The 19329-nt window shown below is 63.8% G+C and carries 18 protein-coding genes; 9 read left to right on the forward strand and 9 right to left on the reverse strand.

Annotated features, from left to right (window positions below; translation table 11 throughout):
• Position 1 precedes the first annotated feature (1 nt).
• The 4 genes from B0G57_RS23080 to B0G57_RS23095 all read left to right on the forward strand — a co-directional run bounded on the left by B0G57_RS23080 (position 2) and on the right by B0G57_RS23095 (position 4267).
• Positions 2-1204 carry a tryptophan--tRNA ligase gene (locus B0G57_RS23080; RefSeq protein ID WP_018440194.1) on the forward strand — a complete coding sequence of 401 codons (1203 nt, stop codon included), beginning with the start codon at positions 2-4 and terminating at the stop codon, positions 1202-1204.
• An 81-nt stretch (positions 1205-1285) separates the two neighbouring features.
• Entirely contained in the window at positions 1286-2203 is a 918-nt protein-coding gene (gene dapA, locus B0G57_RS23085) for a 4-hydroxy-tetrahydrodipicolinate synthase (protein WP_018440193.1), read from the forward strand.
• 128 nt (positions 2204-2331) lie between these two features.
• Positions 2332-3477 carry an outer membrane protein assembly factor BamC gene (bamC, locus tag B0G57_RS23090; protein WP_026229581.1) on the forward strand — a complete coding sequence of 382 codons (1146 nt, stop codon included), beginning with the start codon at positions 2332-2334 and terminating at the stop codon, positions 3475-3477.
• A gap of 7 nt (positions 3478-3484) precedes the next feature.
• Positions 3485-4267 carry an MBL fold metallo-hydrolase gene (locus B0G57_RS23095; protein WP_018440191.1) on the forward strand — a complete coding sequence of 261 codons (783 nt, stop codon included), beginning with the start codon at positions 3485-3487 and terminating at the stop codon, positions 4265-4267.
• Between the two features lie 78 nt (positions 4268-4345).
• Here B0G57_RS23095 and B0G57_RS23100 read toward each other — a convergent pair whose 3' ends face one another.
• Both B0G57_RS23100 and B0G57_RS23110 read right to left on the reverse strand, forming a co-directional pair.
• Positions 4346-4597, reverse strand: a complete 252-nt coding sequence (locus B0G57_RS23100) for a hypothetical protein (protein WP_035468533.1) — start codon at positions 4595-4597, stop codon at positions 4346-4348.
• A 226-nt stretch (positions 4598-4823) separates the two neighbouring features.
• Positions 4824-6056 (reverse strand): cupin domain-containing protein, encoded by a 1233-nt coding sequence (locus B0G57_RS23110; protein ID WP_083925584.1) that lies wholly within the window; start codon positions 6054-6056, stop codon positions 4824-4826.
• Positions 6057-6088: 32 nt separating this feature from the next.
• On the opposite strand from B0G57_RS23110, the gene B0G57_RS23115 reads away from it, so the two are divergent.
• Positions 6089-6628 carry an FKBP-type peptidyl-prolyl cis-trans isomerase gene (locus tag B0G57_RS23115; RefSeq protein ID WP_018440189.1) on the forward strand — a complete coding sequence of 180 codons (540 nt, stop codon included), beginning with the start codon at positions 6089-6091 and terminating at the stop codon, positions 6626-6628.
• On the opposite strand, the gene B0G57_RS23120 is transcribed toward B0G57_RS23115, so the two are convergent.
• From B0G57_RS23120 to B0G57_RS23130, 3 genes are all read right to left on the reverse strand, one after another.
• Complete coding sequence (locus B0G57_RS23120; protein ID WP_018440188.1) at positions 6608-7867, reverse strand: hypothetical protein; 1260 nt, start codon at positions 7865-7867, stop codon at positions 6608-6610. The genes B0G57_RS23115 and B0G57_RS23120 overlap by 21 nt on opposite strands.
• A 7-nt stretch (positions 7868-7874) precedes the next feature.
• Positions 7875-10553: a DNA mismatch repair protein MutS gene (gene mutS, locus B0G57_RS23125; RefSeq protein WP_018440187.1), complete on the reverse strand. Its 2679-nt coding sequence runs from the start codon at positions 10551-10553 to the stop codon at positions 7875-7877.
• A 270-nt stretch (positions 10554-10823) separates the two neighbouring features.
• On the reverse strand, positions 10824-11624 hold the full coding sequence (locus B0G57_RS23130; protein ID WP_018440185.1) for an inositol monophosphatase family protein: 801 nt from the start codon (positions 11622-11624) through the stop codon (positions 10824-10826).
• 380 nt (positions 11625-12004) lie between these two features.
• Here B0G57_RS23130 and B0G57_RS23135 point away from each other — a divergent pair, with 380 nt between their 5' ends.
• Together B0G57_RS23135 and cysE are read left to right on the forward strand one after the other, a co-directional pair.
• A complete protein-coding gene (locus tag B0G57_RS23135; RefSeq protein ID WP_018440184.1) occupies positions 12005-12835 on the forward strand; it encodes an RNA methyltransferase in 831 nt (276 codons plus the stop codon).
• Positions 12836-13116: 281 nt separating this feature from the next.
• On the forward strand, positions 13117-13884 hold the full coding sequence (gene cysE / locus B0G57_RS23140) for a serine O-acetyltransferase (protein WP_026229579.1): 768 nt from the start codon (positions 13117-13119) through the stop codon (positions 13882-13884).
• A gap of 97 nt (positions 13885-13981) precedes the next feature.
• Here the strand turns inward: cysE and B0G57_RS23145 are convergent, their stop codons facing one another.
• The 4 genes from B0G57_RS23145 to B0G57_RS23160 all read right to left on the reverse strand — a co-directional run bounded on the left by B0G57_RS23145 (position 13982) and on the right by B0G57_RS23160 (position 16717).
• On the reverse strand, positions 13982-14824 hold the full coding sequence (locus B0G57_RS23145; protein WP_018440182.1) for a UDP-2,3-diacylglucosamine diphosphatase: 843 nt from the start codon (positions 14822-14824) through the stop codon (positions 13982-13984).
• Positions 14821-15315, reverse strand: a complete 495-nt coding sequence (locus tag B0G57_RS23150; protein ID WP_018440181.1) for a peptidylprolyl isomerase — start codon at positions 15313-15315, stop codon at positions 14821-14823. The genes B0G57_RS23145 and B0G57_RS23150 overlap by 4 nt, the downstream gene beginning before the upstream one ends.
• 82 nt (positions 15316-15397) lie before the next feature.
• Positions 15398-15979, reverse strand: coding sequence for a peptidylprolyl isomerase (locus tag B0G57_RS23155; protein WP_018440180.1), 582 nt, complete (start codon positions 15977-15979; stop codon positions 15398-15400).
• A 36-nt stretch (positions 15980-16015) separates the two neighbouring features.
• Positions 16016-16717 (reverse strand): tetratricopeptide repeat protein, encoded by a 702-nt coding sequence (locus B0G57_RS23160; protein ID WP_018440179.1) that lies wholly within the window; start codon positions 16715-16717, stop codon positions 16016-16018.
• Positions 16718-16953: 236 nt separating this feature from the next.
• Between B0G57_RS23160 and cysS the strand changes: the two genes are divergently transcribed.
• Both cysS and B0G57_RS23170 read left to right on the forward strand, forming a co-directional pair.
• The gene (cysS, locus tag B0G57_RS23165; RefSeq protein WP_018440178.1) at positions 16954-18348 is read left to right on the forward strand and encodes a cysteine--tRNA ligase; all 1395 of its coding nucleotides are present in this window, start codon (positions 16954-16956) and stop codon (positions 18346-18348) included.
• A gap of 37 nt (positions 18349-18385) precedes the next feature.
• Positions 18386-19324 (forward strand): DNA-3-methyladenine glycosylase family protein, encoded by a 939-nt coding sequence (locus B0G57_RS23170; RefSeq protein WP_026229577.1) that lies wholly within the window; start codon positions 18386-18388, stop codon positions 19322-19324.
• Positions 19325-19329 lie beyond the last annotated feature (5 nt).

Here is a 19329-nt window from a genome sequence, read left to right on the forward strand (position 1 = left end):
CATGTTTCCTGACCGCATTTTCTCGGGCATGCGTCCCACCGGGTCGCTGCACCTCGGCCACTATCATGGCGTGTTGAAGAACTGGGTGCGCCTGCAGGCCGAGTACCCGTGCTTTTTTTGCGTTGTCGACTGGCATGCGCTGACCACGCACTACGAAACACCGGACATCATCGAGAACAACGTCTGGGAAGTGCTGATCGACTGGCTCGCTTCGGGCATCGACCCGAGCCAGGCCACGCTACTGATCCAGAGCCGCGTTCCCGAGCATGCGGAGCTTGCATTGCTGCTCGGCATGAGCACGCCGCTCGGCTGGCTCGAGCGCGTGCCGACGTACAAAGAGCAGATGGAGAAGCTGAAGGACAGGGACCTGTCGACTTACGGCTTTCTCGGCTATCCGGTGTTGATGGCCGCGGATATCCTGCTCTACCGGGCATCGCTCGTGCCGGTCGGCGAAGATCAGGTGCCGCATGTCGAGATGACGCGCGAGATCGCGCGGCGTTTCAACTATTTGTACGGGCGCGAGCCGGGCTTCGAGGAAAAGGCGATCGAAGCCGTCAGAAAGCTCGGCGGCAAGCGCTCGAAGCTCTATCAGGAGTTGCGCAACGCTTATCAGCAGGAGGGCGACGACGAGGCGCTCGAGCGAGCCCGCGCGCTGCTGCAGGAATCGCAAAGCTTGTCGATGGGCGACCGCGAGCGCCTCTTTGGCTACCTCGAAGGCGCACGCAAGATCATTCTCGTCGAGCCGCAGGTGTTGCTGACGGAGGCTTCGCGGATGCCGGGCCTCGACGGTCAGAAGATGTCGAAGTCCTACGGCAATACGATCGGCCTGCGCGAGGATGCCGAGTCGATCACGAAGAAGGTCCGCACGATGCCGACCGACCCGGCGCGCGTGCGGCGCACTGACCCGGGCGATCCCGACAAGTGCCCGGTGTGGCAACTGCATCAGGTTTATAGCGACGAGGCGACCCATCAGTGGGTCCAGAAGGGCTGCCGTTCCGCCGGGATCGGCTGCCTCGAGTGCAAGCAGCCCGTCATCGAGGGCATTCTGCGCGAGCAGCAGCCGATGCTCGAGCGCGCGCAAAAATATATGGACGATCCCTCGCTCGTGCGGGCAATCGTCGCCGACGGCTGCGACAAGGCGCGAAAATTCGCCACCGAGACGATGCGCGACGTGCGAGAGGCGATGGGGCTTGCATACTCGTAAGGACTCAGGGTCGGCACCGTTACGATTTCGGCCGGCCAATCCGCTACAATCGCGCTTTTAGAATCGAATTCATCGCGTTTCATGGCTAACGGCACATCAGGCAGCACCTCCGGCGGCGTGCGGATTCGCGGCAGCATTCCTGCAATCGTCACGCCGATGCACGAAGACGGCGGACTCGATCTGGCGGCATTTCGCAAGCTCGTCGACTGGCAGATCGAAGAGGGCACGAATGCGCTCGTCGTCGTCGGCACGAGCGGCGAATCGGCCACGCTGACGGTCGAAGAGCACATTCTCATGATCAAGACGGCCGTCGAGCAGGTGGCCGGCCGCATCCCCGTAATCGCCGGCGCAGGCGGCAACTCGACGGCCGAGGCGATCGAGTTGACCGAGCGCGCCAAGTCGGTCGGCGCAGACGCCACGCTGCAAGTCGTGCCGTATTACAACAAGCCGACGCAGGAAGGCATTTACCGCCATTTCCGGAAGATCGCCGAGGCCGTCGATCTTCCCGTGATCCTCTACAACGTGCCGGGCCGTACGGTGGCCGACATGTCCAACGAGACGATCCTTCGGCTCGCGCAGGTTCCTGGCATCGTCGGCGTGAAGGAGGCTACGGGCAATATCGATCGTGCGGCGCATCTCATCAAGGCCGCACCGGCCCACTTCGCCATCTATAGCGGCGACGACCCGACGGCGATCGCGCTGATGCTGCTCGGCGGGCACGGCAATATTTCGGTGACGGCGAACGTTGCGCCGCGCGCGATGAGCGAGCTCTGCAAAGCGGCACTCGCGGCCGATGCGAAGACGGCGCGCGAAATTCATTTGCGCTTGCTGTCGCTGCACAAGAATCTCTTCGTCGAATCGAATCCGATTCCGGCGAAATGGGCGCTTCAGGAAATGGGGCGAATCGAGGGGGGAATCCGTTTGCCTTTGACGCCGCTCGATGCGCGCTACCACGAAGTCGTGCGTGCCGCATTGCGCGAGGCAGGCGCGCTGCGCTGAAGCGTCGGGTGCGATGCCGGCCGCTCGGGGCGAGCCGGCAACCGCAACTGAATTCAACTAACCGACGTCGTTCTCGACTGACGCGCTTGGCCGCGGCTGGCATGCGCTTGGCAATCACGAAGGGCTCCATGAAACGTTCCGCATTTTCCACTCGCGCCATCTGCACGGCGGCGCTCGTGCTTGCGTTCGGCACCACGCTTGCCGGGTGCGACACTCTCAACGACTGGTTCTCCGGCGATAAGGTCGATTACAAGGCGACGGGGTCCGCTCCGCCCCTGAAAGTGCCGGGCGATCTGACGACTGCCGCCGCGCCGGCGCAGCAGTACACGGCCCCGCCCGTGGGCGCGGCGCTGGGCGGTGCGCCGCAGCGCAATAAGACTGTCGCCGGCAATGCGACGGAAGGCGTGCCGAGCGCGCAAGATCCCTATGGTATGCATATCGAGCGCGATGGCGACCGCCGCTGGCTCGTCGTCGACGGCCGCTCGCCGGAACAGCTCTGGCCTCAGCTTCAGGCGTTCTGGCAGGAGAACGGCTTCGCACTGGCAACCGACGCGCCAGCCACCGGCATCATGGAAACGGCCTGGGCGGAGAATCGCGCGAACATTCCCGACGACTGGTTCCGCCGCACCGTCGGGCGTTTGATCGATTTCGCCTATTCGTCCGGCACGCGTGATCGTTTTCGCACGCTCGTCGCGCGCGGCCCCGATGGGGCGACCGACATTTCGATCACGCATAGCGCGCTCGAGGAAGTGCTGACGGGGCAGGACAAGGACTCTTCGCGCTGGGTCGAGCGGCCGCGCAACCCCGTGCTCGAAGCCGTGTTCCTGACGAAGATGATGCAGAAGTTCGGTTTGACCGAAGCGCAGTCGAAGGAACTGCTGGCCAACGCGCGACCTGCCGCGGCGCCCGCGAAGATCGAGATGAGCGGGGGCGAGACGAGCCTCGATCTGCCGGAGTCGTTCGACCGGGCGTGGCTGCGTGTCGGGCTTGCGCTCGATCGGACGAATTTCACCGTCGACAACCGCGATCGCGCGAAGGGGATCTACTACGTCCGCTACGCGGATTCGGCCGAGGAGCTCAAGCGCGATGGCCTTTTCGGCAAGCTGTTCTACCGCAAGCCGACGGCCGATAAGCAGGGCCCTCAGTTCCTCGTCAACGTACGGCCGACGAGCGATACGCAAACGCAGGTCTCGATCGTCGACACCAGCGGCAACGTCGTGACGTCCACCGAGGCACAGCGGATTTTGACGCTGCTGCACGCGCAGCTGAACTGAACGTGCGATGCGCTTTGCCAGCTTAGGCAGCGGCAGCGAGGGCAATGCGCTCATCGTCGAGGCCCAGAGCGGCGCGACGACGACGCGCGTGCTCCTGGACTGCGGGTTCTCGACCAAAGAGCTCGAACGGCGCCTTGCTCGTCTAGACCGCTGCATCGAGCAACTGGATGCGATCGTCATCACCCACGAACATAGCGATCACATTGGCAGCGCGCTGACGGTCGCGCGCAAATGGGCGCTACCGCTCTACACGAGTTGGGGAACGGCGCGTGCGGTCGGTGCGGACGAAGCCAACGTCGATTTGCATGTCCTCTGGGGCGATGAGACCGTCGGCATTGGCGATCTGCAGGTCTGTCCTTATACGGTTCCGCACGATGCGCGCGAGCCGCTGCAATTTGTCTTTTCGGACGGTGTGAATCGCTTGGGTGTGCTCACTGACGTCGGCGTTTCCACGCCGCATATCACGCAGGTGCTGAGCGGTTGCGACGGACTCGTGCTCGAATGCAATCACGACCTGGGCATGCTGGCCGCCAGCCGTTATCCGCAATCGTTGAAAGCGCGGATCGGCGGCAAACATGGGCATTTGAGCAACGATGCGGCCGCGGAGATTCTCGCGGCGTTGGACCGGACGCGCTTGAAGCATCTCGTCGCCGCGCATCTGAGTCAACAGAACAACCTTCCGGCGTTGGCTCGTTCGGCATTGGCCATGGTGCTGGGCGCGCCGGCCGACGACGTCGTCGTCGCGTCGCAGGAGGAGGGATTCGCCTGGCTTGAACTGGTTGGCGGTTAGCCCAAGCGGAATCAGGCGTGAAGGCCAAGAAAAAACCGGCCCACAGGCCGGTTTTTTCTTGCCATGAAGGCGGCGAGCTTACTGGCTCGCACCCGAGGCCGGAGCTGCAGCGGACGCGGCCGGAGCTTCCGAAGCGGGAGCAGCAGCAGGAGCCGACTCGCTTGCGGCAGCAGCGCTCGAAGCAGCACCCGTATCCGAAGCAGCGGCGGCCGGCGCAGAAGCGGCCGACGTATCGCTGGCCGGCGCGGCAGCGTTCTGGTCGCTGCTCTTGTTGCACGCAGCCAGGGCCACGGCAGCCAACAGGGATGCAACGAGGAGGGATTTCTTCATGATCACGTCCTTTTATGGTTAAAGGTAAGCAACAGCGCGAAATATTACCGGTAATGTGCTTCAACACCAACCTTGAGCCGCTGGTGGGACGCACATCAGAGCGTGAATCTTCCCCACGGCTTGGGCGGAAATTATATGCACTTTCGTACTGACCGTCGACAAACCGGGGTCAATACGTTGCCTTTCACATACAAAATTTCACGTTTTCTCCGGGTGGGGGACCCTGTCACGCAAATGCGCCGATCCGAACCCAGCCGGCAAGATACCATTCGTGCAGCAACGCTGTCATTGACCAATCATCAGAGAGTGTTACAAAGCGTTTCCCTTCGAGGCGGCGTCTGTCGGCAAGCTCCAAGAGCCACTTTTTGCGCGACGGCAACCGATGTTCCTCGCCATTGATGAAGTAGCTGCGCTTGCCATAGAGCAACGATGTCTTCCTATCAAGCCGGACGCCCGCTCGCGTTGCCTGGCGCGTGAATGCCGCAATGCTGGCGCCGATTTCCGGCGGGTCGAAAACCACGTGCGCTTTCGGTTCGCTGAGATAGCTGCCTATGAACGATGCGACGTCGCCCTCATCCCAACGGATGCGAGCAAGGATCGCGCCGATTTGATCGATCATGGCCTGCGGCAATTGCGCTGGGCGCGTCGCGGCGTCTTGCGCCGGGTCGCGGTAGCGCCCATCTGGATGAGCGAGCCGGGCCGCCGAGCCTCGCTCGGCAAGATGGTAGAGGAACTGGCCGACGAGTTCGCTGGCCGACGGGGAACGAAAGCCGATCGAGCAGGTCATGCACTCGCCGATTGCCACCCCGTCGTGCGCAATGTGCGGCGGCAAATAAAGCATATCGCCCGGTTCGAGCACCCACTCGTTTTCCGGTTCGAAATGCTGTAAAACTTTCAATGGCAATCCATCTTTCAATGCCAGGTCTTTTTGCGCGGAGATTCGCCAGCGCCGTTTCCCGTGCACTTGCAGCAAAAAAACATCATACGAATCGAAATGAGGTCCCACGCCGCCACCGTCGGTGGCATACGAGATCATCAGGTCGTCGAGCCGCGCGTCAGGAATGAACCGGAACCGGTCCAACATCGTGCGGGCGCGATCGTCATGCAGATCGACACCTTGCACGAGCAGCGTCCATTCGCGGCGCTTGAGGCCGGGCAGGTCGTCACTGCCGAAAGGACCGTGTTCCAGACGCCACGCGCCGCGAAAATGAGAAATCAGTCGGGCTTCCACGTCGTCGCTCGCGGCCAGCTCGAACAACTCGTCGCGCGACAACGGCGGGACGATCCCGGGCAGGGCCTGACGCACGAGCAGTGGCTTTTTCTGCCAGTGGCGCCGCATGAATTGCGAGGGCGACAGGTTGGCGAGAAGGGACGTCGGCTGGTCAGGCACGGGCGGTGAAACGGCGGAACGGGAGGGAGCGGCGGGGGAGGTCGGTTGGTCGAGGGGCCGCTTCGGCATCGTATAATGAGACCGTATTTTGGGAGAGTTTGATGAAAATCGCGAAGAACACCGTTGTGTCGGTCGCTTATAAGCTGTCGGATGCGCAAGGCAACCTGATCGAGGAAAGCGAAGAGCCGATGGTCTATCTGCACGGCGGCTATGATGGCACGTTCCCTAAGATCGAGGAAGAGCTCGATGGACACGAACCGGGGTTCCAGACTCAGATCCAACTCGAGCCGCAGGATGCGTTCGGCGAGTACGATCCCGAACTCGTGAAGATCGAGCCGCGCAGTCGGTTTCCGGAGCCGCTGGAAGTGGGCATGCAGTTCGAAGGAACGCCAGAGGACAGCGACGACGAGATCGACGCGCTGATCTACACGGTGACGGATCTGGCCGAAGATAAAGTCGTGCTCGACGGAAATCATCCGCTTGCCGGCATGGCGCTGCGCTTCGCCCTGACGGTGAAGGAAGTACGGCCGGCCACGGCGGACGAGATAGAGCATGCGCACGCCCACGGCGCGGAAGGCATCGAAGTTCTCGACGACGAAGACGAGGACGAGGACGACTCGTCAGCTCCCACCTTGCATTGAACCGCGGCCCGGCATGCCGGCCGGCGGCTGACTCAGCTCAGGCGCGATGGTGGGCGCAATGAGTGGCGGGGTCGTCGCCGGCTCTCTCTCTGCCGACCTGGGTAGCAGCGGGGGCTCGGCGGCCGGCGTCGACGGTGGGATCGGCGGCGGAACCGGCATGATGCCCGAAGCGCACGGAGCCGGTTCGAGCGGCGCCGCGGGCGGTTGCGAAGCGGGTTGAGGCGGGGTCTTCGGCATCCGTCTCAGCGACACCAATAGTGGCGGCGCCTTCGCGAAATTCACATCGACTTTTATCCACTGCGTCACCGGCTCGTGCGGCCCGATTGCGATCCGTGTCAGGTTCGCGAGACGGTCGCCCTTGTCGTCAAAGAGTGGTTGATCGATTGAAAAGCCGTGGGGCAGGGGCTTCGACCCTTCGTGAATGACGATTACCGGTCCGCGGAAAATCTGGGCCGCTTTCACCAGGCTTCGCTTGAATTCCAGATAGCCATCGCGAGGCCTGTTGCGGTCGAATCTGAGCCACGAGAATCGATCCGCACGCTCGTAGCGCTCGAAATCGGGCGCTCCCTCGATGAGGACGACGAGCGCATGCGCGCGGCGGCGCCGCGCGTATTCGGCTGCATGCTCGAGCCAGAACGCCGTCGCGATGGCGCGGTCGTCGTATTCGCCGTTACGGCCGCCGGCATTCGAGTAATGATTGTTTCCGCTGACCACGTTGAGGCCGACGAATAGGGTGTCGTCGACTTGCCAGCGTACGTTTTCCCGATAGGCATGGAATCGTGCGACTTCGCTTTCACGGGTGAGCGCAAGCGTCGATTGCCCGAGCGACGCGGAGTTATCGGCGAACACGGTCTGCCGCAAGAAGTCGAGACGCTCGGTTGGGTCGTAATTTCCTGCTTGCGCGCGGTCGCAATCGGCCCAGTCGTGCTGTCCGGGAACGACGACAAGTGGGACGCGCGACGTTTCGAGCACTTGCTGCCGCTGCTCGTAAACGGCATCGTCGCATCGCTCAGAGGCGCTCTTGAGATTGCCGTCATAGACGACGAAGGCGATATTCGGCTCGAGACCGATGGCATTGAGAAGCTGTTGCGTCATCGCTTCGTCCGCCGCGCTTCGCATGGTGCCGGAGATGACGCCGAACTCGAAGCGAGGCTCGGCCGCAGCGGTTTTTTCGGCGCACGACAAGGCCAGGCAAACCGCGAGGGCGGGTGCGACGATCCGCGTGACGCGATGAATCACCTATGCCTCAGCGCGGCGAATGTTGGGCGCTCGCCATCTCGTGCAACTCGTAGATCAGGTCGAGTGCTTCGCGAGGCTTCAAGTCGTTCGGGTCGAGCGCTCGCAGACGCTCGAGCGCGGGATGTGGCGACGCGTCGTTGGCCTCATCCGTGTCGTCGTCAGGCGCGTCTTCGACGCAGGGCGCCACGGCGAAGAGGTCGAGTTGCGGCGTCGCATGCGTGACGGACTGTTGCTCGAGATGGGCCAGATGCTTGCGCGCCGCGCGGATGACAGCGGCCGGCACGCCGGCCAACTGCGCGACTTGCAGCCCATAGCTCTGGCTCGCCGGACCGTCGTTGACGGCGTGCAGAAACACGATGCCATGCCCGTGCTCGACGGCTGCAAGATGGACGTTGGCCGCGTGCGGAAATTCGGCCGGCAGTTGCGTCAACTCGAAGTAGTGCGTCGCGAAGAGCGTGTAGCAGCCGTTATGGGCAAGCAGGTGGCGTGCGATGGCCCACGCGAGCGCGAGGCCGTCGAACGTCGACGTACCGCGGCCGATTTCGTCCATCAGCACGAGGCTTTGCGGCGTGGCGTCGTTAAGGATCGCCGCGGCTTCCGTCATTTCGACCATGAAGGTCGAACGTCCACCTGCGAGGTCGTCGGCTGCGCCGATGCGCGTGAAGATGCGATCGATCGGGCCGAAACGCGCGCTGCGGGCCGGCACGTAGCTGCCGACGTAGGCAAGCAGCGCGATCAATGCCGTTTGCCGCATGAACGTCGACTTGCCGCCCATATTCGGGCCCGTGATCAGCAACAGCTTGCGCTCGGCGTCGAGCCGGCAATCGTTCGCGACGAATTGCTCGACCTGCGCTTCGACGACAGGGTGTCGTCCTTGTTCGATCTCGATGCCGGCTTCGGACGCGAACGTCGGCGCGACCCAGTCGAGCGCTTGCGCGCGCTCGGCGAGTGCGGCCAGCAGATCGAGCTCGGCGAGCGCGGCGGCGACGCGCTGGCAATCGCCGATGAACGGCAGCAGCGCCTGCAGCACGGCGTCATAGAGCGAGCGCTCGCGCGCGAGTGCGCGCTCCTGAGCGGACAGCGCCTTGTCTTCGAACGTCTTGAGTTCGGGGGTGATGTAGCGCTCGGCGTTCTTCAGCGTCTGGCGGCGGCGATAGTCGTCGGGGACTTTGTCGGTCTGGCCGCGCGTGACTTCGATGTAGAAGCCGTGCACCTTGTTGTACTCGACGCGCAAATTGGCGATGCCGGTGCGCGCGCGCTCCCGTGCTTCGAGATCAATCAGAAACTGCCCGCAGTTTTCGGAAATGTCACGGAGCTCGTCGAGCTCGCTGTCGTAGCCGCGTGCGATGACGCCACCGTCGCGTACCATCGCGGAAGGCTCCTCGGCGATGGCGCGCGCGAGCAGATCGACGCATTCGGGGGGCGGCTCGAGCGCCGCCGCGATTCGTTCGAGCGCCGCGGCGCCGCCGGCGGCGTCCGATGCCAGCGCGCGCAGCGAGGGCAGCGCCGCGAAGGTATCGCGCAGGCTGGACAGATCGCGCGGCCGAGCCGACAGCAGAGCCAGGCGCCCGGTAATTCGCTCGACGTCGGCAACGCGCCGCAATGACCCCCTCAGCGAATCGAGGCTCGCTTGCGGTGAAGCGTCGAGCAGTGCGCCGATCGCTTGCTGACGCGCTTGCGCGCGACCGCTGTCGCGCGGCGGGTGATGCAACCAGTGGCGCAGGAGGCGGCTGCCCATCGTCGTGCAGCAGGTGTCGAGCAGTGAACAGAGTGTCGGCGACTCGCCCCCGCGCAACGTTTCCGTCAGCTCGAGGTTGCGGCGCGTTGCCGGATCCAGCCCGATGTACTCCGATTCATACTCGACCTTGAGGCTGCGCACATGGCGAAGCTGCTGGCCCTGCGTGGCAGCCGCGTAGAGAAGCAGCGCGCCGGCCGCGCCGCATGCGCTCGTGAGCGACTCCGCGCTGAAACCGTCCAGGCTTGCCACATCGAGCTGATCGCATAGCCGCTGCTTGCCCGACGTGACGTCGAAATGCCACGACGGCACGCGTGTCAGCGCACCGTTGAGGCCCGCAGGGAGGAAGTCCGCGGGAGCGTCGGCCACGAGGATTTCGGCAGGACGAATGCGTTCCAGCGAGGCGCCGAGCTGGTCGGGTGCGATTTCGGCGAGACGTAACGCGCCGCTCGCGAGATTGAGCCAGGCGAGGCCGATCGCATTGACGACGCCGCGCTTGTTATGCGCGGGGCAGATCGAAAGCAGATAGACGTCGCTTTTGTCGGCGAGCAGTGCCGCGTCGGTCAGTGTGCCGGGCGTCACTACGCGGACGACTTTGCGCTCGACAGGACCTTTCGACGTGGCCGGATCGCCGATCTGTTCGCAGATGGCGACCGATTCGCCGAACTTCACGAGCTTCGCGAGATATTGCTCGACCGCGTGATGTGGCACGCCCGCCATCTTGATCGGATTGCCGGCCGATGCGCCGCGTTGCGTGAGGGTGAGATCGAGCAAACGTGCGGCCTTTTCCGCGTCTTCGTAGAAGAGCTCGTAAAAATCGCCCATCCTGAAAAAGAGCAACGTGCCGGGGTGATCAGCCTTGATGCGCAAATACTGCTGCATATACGGCGTATGCTTCGCGAGCGTCTGATCGGTTTCGCCGGATGCCTGCTGCGGAGTTGGATTGCCCATCGTGTTCTTGGTGCTTGCGAGTATAGGGCGAGAGTGTACCTCGGCAGGCAATCCGTGCAGTCGTCCCAATGGCTAATGCAGACCCGGGACGCTCACCCAAATCAGCGACGTGCCGTCACGCGCCCGCGCTCAGTATTCGATCGATTTTTCGCCGCGCGTGACGGAACGCTTTCGGCCGCGTTGACCGCGGCATCTTCATCCAGCCACGGACGAAAATTGTCGAGCGAGTACCGTGCGCCCGACCCGGACACCACTGCCGTATTCGGCGTATCAAGCTTTTTGCGTCAAGCGGCTGTAAGGAGTGAGTATCGGCACCATCTGCGCGTAGACCTTCGGATTGCCGGCGACGATCTCGCCGATATGCAGGAAGTCCGAATCACCGGTGTAGTTGCCGACGAGCCCGCCCGCTTCGGTGATGAGCAGGCTGCCCGCGGCCATATCCCAGGCGCTGATGCCTTGCTCGAAGAAGCCGTCGAGGCGACCGGCCGCGACGTTCGCCAGATCGAGCGCGGCGGCGCCCGGACGACGCAGGCCCGTGCACGAGCGCGTCATTTCGGCAAAGAGGCGGCAATAGGCATCGAGCCGGTCGTTCTCGCGGAACGGAAAGCCCGTGCCAATCAGTGAATCGGCGAGACGGTCGCGCCGGCCGACGCGGATGCGGCGATCGTTCAGGTAGGCGCCGCGCCCGCGCGATGCGGTGTAGAGATCGTTGCGGGTCGGGTCGTAGACCACGGCCTGCGTCACGATTCCCTTGTGCGCGAGCCCGATCGAGACGCAGTAGTAGGGAAAGCCGTGGATGAAATTCGTCGTGCCGTCGAGTGGATCGATGATCCACTGGTAATCGGATTCGTTCTCGGAGCGACCCGACTCCTCGGCGAGGATCGAGTGATCGGGATAGGCCGTCTTCAAAGTGTCGATGATCGCCGCTTCGGCAGCCTTATCGACCTCGGTGACGAAATCGTTGTGCTGCTTCTGGCTGACCTGGATCAAGTCGAGGTCGAGCGATGCGCGGTTGATGATCTGTCCGGCGCGGCGAGCCGCCTTGACAGCGATGTTGAGCATGGGATGCATGAGCAGATTCCTTGTGCCGCGGCAACAGCAAGTGCCGCCACGGAATGGGCCAAATCAGACCGCCCGGACTGCGGGCCCACTCGGGGAAGAGGCACGCATTCCGTCGACGAAGACGAATTGAAGAAGAGCAATGCGCGTACATGGCCAGAGAGGCAAGCGCTGCCGTACGCGCGAACAAGGCGTGATTTTACCAGGAAGCGAGGCGAGCTTAGCGTTTCGGACCCGCACGCGCCGGGCCGATCCGGGCGGTCGTCCGGGGGCGGCCTCGGGCCGTTGCGATACCATACGGGCGTGCCGTTCATCGATTGGCGCGAGCAAGCCCAAACCAGGCGGCTGTACCCATCCTTCGTCACTCTCGCAGCATCTCGTTCCGCAGCATCTTGAATTCATCGAATCCGAATCACCCTCACGCGCCGCTCGACGCCGAAGCGGCCGCACTCAGCGGAGCCGGCGGGCCTTGCGGCGGCTTCACGTCTACCGTCTTCGTGCTCGTCGAGCCGAGCCATCCGGGCAACGTCGGCGCCGCCGCCCGTGCGTTGAAGACGATGGGGTTTTCGCGTCTCGTGCTCGTCGCGCCGCGCGTTGCGCACGTGCAAACGGACCCGGAAGCCGTCGCGATGGCGAGCGGGGCCGACGACGTGCTGGCCGCGGCGAGCACCGTGCCGACGCTCGCCGATGCATTGACCGGTGTCCGGTGGTCGGTCGCGTTGACGGCCCGGGCGCGCGAGTATGGGCCGCCGCAACTCGCGCCGCGCGAGTCGGCAGGCGAGGCGTGCCGTCAAGCGGCGAGCGGCGACATTGCGTTCGTCTTCGGCAACGAGCGAACGGGTCTTTCCAACGAGCACGTCGAGCGATGCAGCTCGCTTGTGCATATTCCCGCGAACCCCGCCTATAGTTCGCTCAACCTCGCTCAGGCGGTGCAGGTGCTGGCTTACGAGCTGCGCATCGCCTATCTCGGAGAGCGCACGGCAACGGGCGCCGGCGACGCGCTGGCCCAGCGTGCGTCGAGCGACGAAATCGAGCGGATGTTCGTGCATCTGGAAAACGCGCTCATTGCGCTCGACTTTCTCGATCCAGCCAATCCGAAGAAGCTGATGTCGCGGCTGAGACGCCTATTCGCGCGCGCGGCGCTCGAGCACGAGGAAGTCAACATCATGCGCGGCATCGCCAAGCACATCCTGCTCAAGTCCCGCCGCGACGACCGTCCGTAGCCCGTTCGTCCCTAAAGGGACTTCCTTCGGGGGCCCCAAATGGTGCCCCCTCCGGTCGTCCTGCCTGCTTTCAGCGCGGCGGGCCGATTCCGATGGCCGGCGATCGACGCCGCGCGAATGCCCCTGTCGAGCACAGGGCGAAAAAAGCGCGCGAAGCAACCGGCGCGGGTTGCCATTACAATCGGCCGGACGCTCATAAGCAAATCACACCGAGTCATAACGATGCGTAGGCTGCCGCTCCGGGAGGGGCCGCAGTGGCGCTCATCAGGCGAGCCGACACCATGTTCACGAGACTTCGCGAAGACATTGCCTCGATCCGCGAGCGGGATCCCGCCGCGCGCAGCACGTGGGAAGTGCTCACCTGTTATCCGGGGCTGCACGCGATCGTGCTTCATCGAATGTCGCACGCCTGCTGGCTCGCCGGACGGCGCTGGCTCGCTCGAGCAATTTCGCAGTTCGGCCGTTTTTTGACCGGCATCGAGATCCACCCCGGCGCGCGGATCGGGCGCCGCGTCTTCATCGATCATGGCATGGGCGTTGTCATCGGCGAGACCGCCGAAGTCGGCGACGATTGCACGATCTATCAGGGCGTCACGCTCGGCGGAACGTTGCTCACGCGCGGCGCGAAGCGGCATCCGACACTGGAGCGCGGCGTCGTCGTGGGCGCCGGGGCTAAGGTTCTGGGGGGCTTCACGGTCGGCGCTGAAGCGAAGATCGGTTCCAACGCGGTCGTCGTCAAGCCGGTGCCGGCCGGTGGCACGGCGGTCGGCAATCCCGCGCGCATCGTCATGCCGGCCGACTCGAAGCGCAAGAGCGATCGCTCGACGTTTTGCGCGTACGGCATCACGCCGAATGCTGAAGATCCCGTTTCACTTGCGCTGCATGGGCTCATCGATCACGCCGCCAAAGAGAGTCAGCGCGTCGATGAAATCGTGGCGGCGCTCGAGCGACTCGGCGAGCGCCTCGAGGCGCTACATGGCGCCGACGGCGCGCTGTCGGATTTACGGCGCTTGTCGGCGGCGATCGAAGGGAAGGTGGCTCAGCATTGACAAAAGCCGCCGCGTCTTCTTTCCGCTGAGCAATCGGAGCAGGGGGGGAACTCGGAGCGGTGATCCCCGATCGGGCGTCGATGCCCGTCGGCGCATCTCAGTCGAGCGGGAGAACGTGGATGCCCTCGGCATCGATGCGCAAATAGCCGCCGCGCCGCGTGCCGTGATCGAGGTCCCAGTCGGGCAGCACCCAGCGTGTGCCACCTCGTTCATCGTGGCGTGCGGGCCGATGCGTATGCCCGTGGATCATCGTCGTCGTTTTGCTCGACTTGAACAACGCGGCGACGCTTTCGCTCGTGACGTCGTAAAGCGGGGAAGGCGGCCGGCTCCTGCCGGCGTCGCCCGTCGTGCGCATCCGTTCGGCGAGCGCTCGACGCCACCTGAGCGGCCAGGCGAGAAAGAGCAATTGAACCGCGCGCCAGCGCGCGAATCGCCGAAACGTCTGGTATTTGTGGTCGGCGGTGCATAGCGCATCGCCATGCGCGAGCACGATGCGCGAGCCGAATGCCGTCATCACGAATGGGTCGGGCAGCCAGATCGCGCCGGCCGCGCGCATGAACCGTTTGCCGAGCAGAAAGTCGCGGTTGCCGTGCATCACATAAAGCGCGATGCCGCGCTCGGAAAGGGTATGCAGGACGGCCGCGACGCGAGCGGCGAATGGGTCCACCTTCAGCGTATCGTCGCCAATCCAGTAGTCGAAGAGGTCTCCGAGCACGAAGACGGAATCGGCGCTATCGGCCGTGACGAGCATAAAGTGCTCGAAGGCGGCGACCGTGCGCGGAATGGCGGGACTCAGGTGCAAATCCGAGATGAAGAGCAGCGGGCGCGGCGCATGACCGCGCGTGCGGCCGTGCTCGTGCGGCACGGTCGCTTCGTTGCTGCGGGGCGGCGCGTCGTGGCGCGCCGTAATCCCCGCGTCCCGGAAGATGCTTGTGCTCAATCGACGACGACCGCTTTTTCGATGATGACATCGGCGAGGGGCACATCCTGATGAAAGCCCTTCGAGCCCGTCTTCACCTTCTTGATCTTCTCGACTACGTCGAGCCCTTCGACGACCTTCCCGAACACGGCATAGCCCCAGCCCTGCGGCGTGGGCGCCGAGTGGTTGAGGAAGTCGTTGTCGTTCACGTTGATGAAGAACTGTGCCGTGGCCGAATGAGGATCGTTCGTGCGCGCCATCGCGATCGAGCCCTTGACGTTCTTCAGGCCATTGTTGGCTTCGTTATCGATCGGGGCGTCGGTCGGCTTTTGCTTCATGCCGGCCTCGAAGCCGCCGCCCTGAATCATGAAGCCGTCGATGACGCGGTGAAACACGGTGTTGTCATAGTGACCTTTCCTCACATAGTTTAGAAAGTTCTCCACCGTCTTCGGTGCTTTGTCCGCGTTCAGTTCGAGCTTGATGACGCCGTAGTTCGTATGCAGTTCGACCATGATGAAATTCCTTGCCTGGAAAAGTGCCGTTAAAAAGAGGCATTGAGCAGGCCGGCATCTTGCGCCGGCCGGGTAGGGGCCGCTATTGGGAAACGACGCTCGCCGATTCGATCACGATCGGCTTTTGCGGCACATCGGCCATCGGGCCGCGCGTCGTAGTGGGCGTGCCCTCGATCTTCTTCACGACGTCCATGCCCGAGACGACCTTGCCGAACACCGCATAACCGTTGCCGTCCGGGTTCGGATAATCGAGCCCCGCGTTGTCGACGGTATTGATGAAGAACTGATCGGTTGCCGAGTTCGGGTCGCTCGTGCGCGCCATCGCTATGGTACCCACTGCATTTTTCAGACCGTTGCGGCTCTCGATCGGGATCGGCGCGCGCGTCGGCTTCTCCTGAAAGGCCTGCGTGTACCCGCCGCCCTGAATCATGAAGCCGGGAATCACGCGATGAAAGATCGTGCCGTTGTACTGACCTGACTTCACGTAGTCGAGAAAGTTGGCGACCGTCTTCGGCGCTTTGTCCGGATAAAGCTCGAGGCGAATGTCGCCGTCGCTGGTTTTCAAGAGCACTTGCGGATGCGCGGCGGTCGCGGCCGTTTGCGCGAGCGCGGACGTGCTCGCGATCAGAGCGGCGCTGCCGAGCGCCAACCAGAAGCGTTTCATGGACATCCTCATCGTTGGGAAGAAGTGAATCCCGTCTCAGTTCGAAGGGGCGACGTAGGGAGCAGCGGGAAATGCCCCATTCGCGCCGCCGCCGAACGAAGGCGTCGGCGGAGGTGGAACGGCTGGCTGCGCGGCCGAGGCGCCTGTCGTCTGAGCGGGCCGCGTCGTGATGGCGGATGGCTGCGCGACGATCTTCTCGACGGCGGCAAGACGCTCGCTCGTGGCGACGCTCGTATGGCCGACGCTTTGCGCGCGCTTGTAAGCCGCGGCGGCGAGCCGCAGATAGAGATCGCCGAGGTTTTCGTAGGCGAGGCCAAAGGAAGGGTTCGCCTTCACGGCCGTCTCCAGCGCCGCGCGCGCTTCTTGATAGCGGCCGTGCTTCGCATAGAGCGCGGCGAGATTGTTGTAAGGCTCGGGAAGCTCGGGATACGCCTGAGTCAATTCGACGAATTGCTCGATCGCATCGTCGTCGCGGCCGAGGTGCGCGAGCACGGTGCCGCGCTTGAACTTCGCCTGCGCATCACGCGGGTTCGACTTGATCCGCGCATCGAGATCGGCGAGGGCCGCATTCCAATTCCGTGCCGCGATCGACGCATCGATTTGCGGTGTGTCGTCGGTCGTCACTTGCGCCGCTTGCGCATGCGCCGGCGCACTCGGCGACGCCGCGAGAGCGAAGCCGAGCACGGCCGTCGCGGCGAGGGCCGCTGTCCGTTGCATGCGGCCGCTGTAAGGTTTCATAGGCTCAGGTCTGGATGTTATACTCCGGCCCATTCTAACAAAACGTTTGCTCGTTTCCTCGAACGAGCGAACTCCTCGCCTAGTCGTGGTCGTCTTTCGCCTCGATCGCAGCTCGAAGCGGCGCATGACGGTGCGAACCCGCACCGGCGCGTTGCGAACGGAGGCGCTCGAGCGTTCTCGCGAGGCGCCTCGCACGTCGCCAAGTGCGGAATGCTCGGGGCTCACGCATCGTCTCTATGGAATCACTGCGCATCTACAACACGCTCGCGCGTGAAAAGCAATTGTTCGAGCCGCGCCGTGCAGGCGAAGTGCGGATGTACGTCTGCGGGATAACCGTATACGACTACTGCCATATCGGCCATGCGCGCATGCTGATCGTGTTCGATGTCGTGCAGCGCTGGTTGCGTGCGCTTGGATACCAAGTGACATACGTGCGCAACATTACCGATATCGACGACAAAATCATTCGCCGCGCCGTCGAAAACGGCGAAACGATCAAGGCGCTGACCGATCGTTTCATCGCGGCGATGCACGCGGATGCCGATGCGCTCGGCGTCGCGCGCCCCGACATCGAGCCGCGCGCGACCGCCTACATTCCGCAGATGCTCGGCATGATCGAGAAGCTCGAGGCGAACGGTTATGCCTATCAGGCGACGGATGGCGACGTCAACTATGCCGTGCGCAAGTTCGCCCGCTATGGCGCGCTTTCGGGCAAGTCGCTCGAGGATCTGCGCGCCGGCGAGCGCGTCGCCGCCAACGAGGCGAAGGAAGATCCGCTCGACTTCGTGCTGTGGAAGCGCGCGAAGGCCGACGAGCCGGCGGGTGCGAGCTGGGAGTCGAAGTACGGACCGGGACGGCCCGGTTGGCACATCGAGTGCTCAGCGATGAGCTGCGTGCTGCTCGGCGAGCATTTCGATCTGCACGGCGGCGGGCAGGATCTACAGTTTCCGCACCACGAAAACGAGATCGCGCAAACCGAAGGGGCGACGGGAGAGACGTTCGTCGACTACTGGATGCACAACGGGTTCGTGCAGATCGACAACGAGAAGATGTCGAAGTCGCTCGGCAACTTCTTCACGATTCGTGAGGTGATCGCGAAATACGATCCCGAGGTCGTTCGCTTTTTCATCGCTCGCGCACATTACCGTTCGCCGCTCAACTACAGCGACGTTCATCTCGACGATGCGCGCGCGGCGCTCACGCGTCTTTATACCGCGCTGAAGGACGTGAGCCCCGACGACGGCGCGCTCGATTGGAGCGAAGACCATGCCGCGCGTTTTCGTGCGGCGATGAACGACGACTTCAATACGCCCGTCGCGGTAGCGGTGCTGTTCGAGCTTGCCAACGTCGTGAATCGTACGCAGGACCGCTTGCTCGCGCGGCAGCTTCGCGCATTGGCGGCGACGCTCGGGCTGCTCGGCCGTGAACCGCGGGCATTCTTGCAGCAAGGGGCGGGCGACATCGCGGTCGTGATCGACGAGGCGGCGATCGAGCAGAAGATTGCCGAACGCGCCGCCGCGAAGCGGGCGAAGAACTATGCCGAGGCAGACCGGATTCGGGCCGAGTTGCTCGAAGCCGGCGTTGCGCTCGAAGACAAACCGGGCGGGCTCACGGAGTGGCGCCGCGTATGAACGTGCGTCGCGAAACGCGCTACCGCCGGGAGGCATGATGGCAACGGCCAGAAAGACGCCAGTCAAGCGCGCTGCGCCGCAGCGAGCCGCGGCGACGACAAACGCAGCGAGAAAGCGCGTGACGAAAGAGACGCGCGCGTCGGTGAGCCCGAACGGCGCGGCTGAGCCGAAGCCGAAGCTGTCGGCGGCGCGCGCGACGAAGACGAAGGGCAACGGTTTGGCGGTGCCCGATTCGGGCAGCGGCGTCCAGGCGCTCGTGCGCGATGGAACACGCGACGGCGAAATCGTTCGCAAGACGCGCGCCGGTTCGAGTGCCGAGGCCGCTGTTCCGGTACAGATCGGCGGCTTGCAGCCGGAGATCGCGCGACCGACTTATTGGGATCGCGCCTGCGCCGACCTCGTAAAGCGCGATCGCATCCTCAAGCGCCTCATTCCGAAATTCGGCCCGGTCCATTTGATCAACGGTGGCGACCCATTCGTCACGCTTGCCCGTTCGGTTGTCGGTCAACAGATCTCCGTGCCGTCGGCGCAGGCCATGTGGGAACGCATCGAGCAGGCGTGCCCGAGGCTCGCGCCGCAACAGTTCATCAGGCTAGGGCAGGAGCGGCTCATCGGCTGCGGGTTGTCCAAGCGCAAGTCCGAGTACCTGATCGATCTCGCGCAGCACTTCGTGTCGGGCGCGCTGCACGTCGACAAATGGATGTCGATGGAAGACGAAGCCGTCATCGCCGAGCTCACCCAGATTCGGGGCATCGGCCGCTGGACGGCGGAAATGTTCCTCATCTTCAACCTGTCTCGCCCCGACGTTCTTCCGCTCGACGACCTCGGCCTCATTCGTGCGATCAGCGTCAATTACTTCAGCGGGGAGCCGGTGACGCGCAGCGAGGCACGCGAGGTGGCGGCGAATTGGGAGCCGTGGCGTACGGTAGCCACCTGGTACATGTGGCGCAGCCTCGACGGAGCGCCCGAGCAGTGACCTAT

The organism is Trinickia symbiotica (assembly GCF_002934455.1).
GTDB lineage: Bacteria > Pseudomonadota > Gammaproteobacteria > Burkholderiales > Burkholderiaceae > Trinickia > Trinickia symbiotica.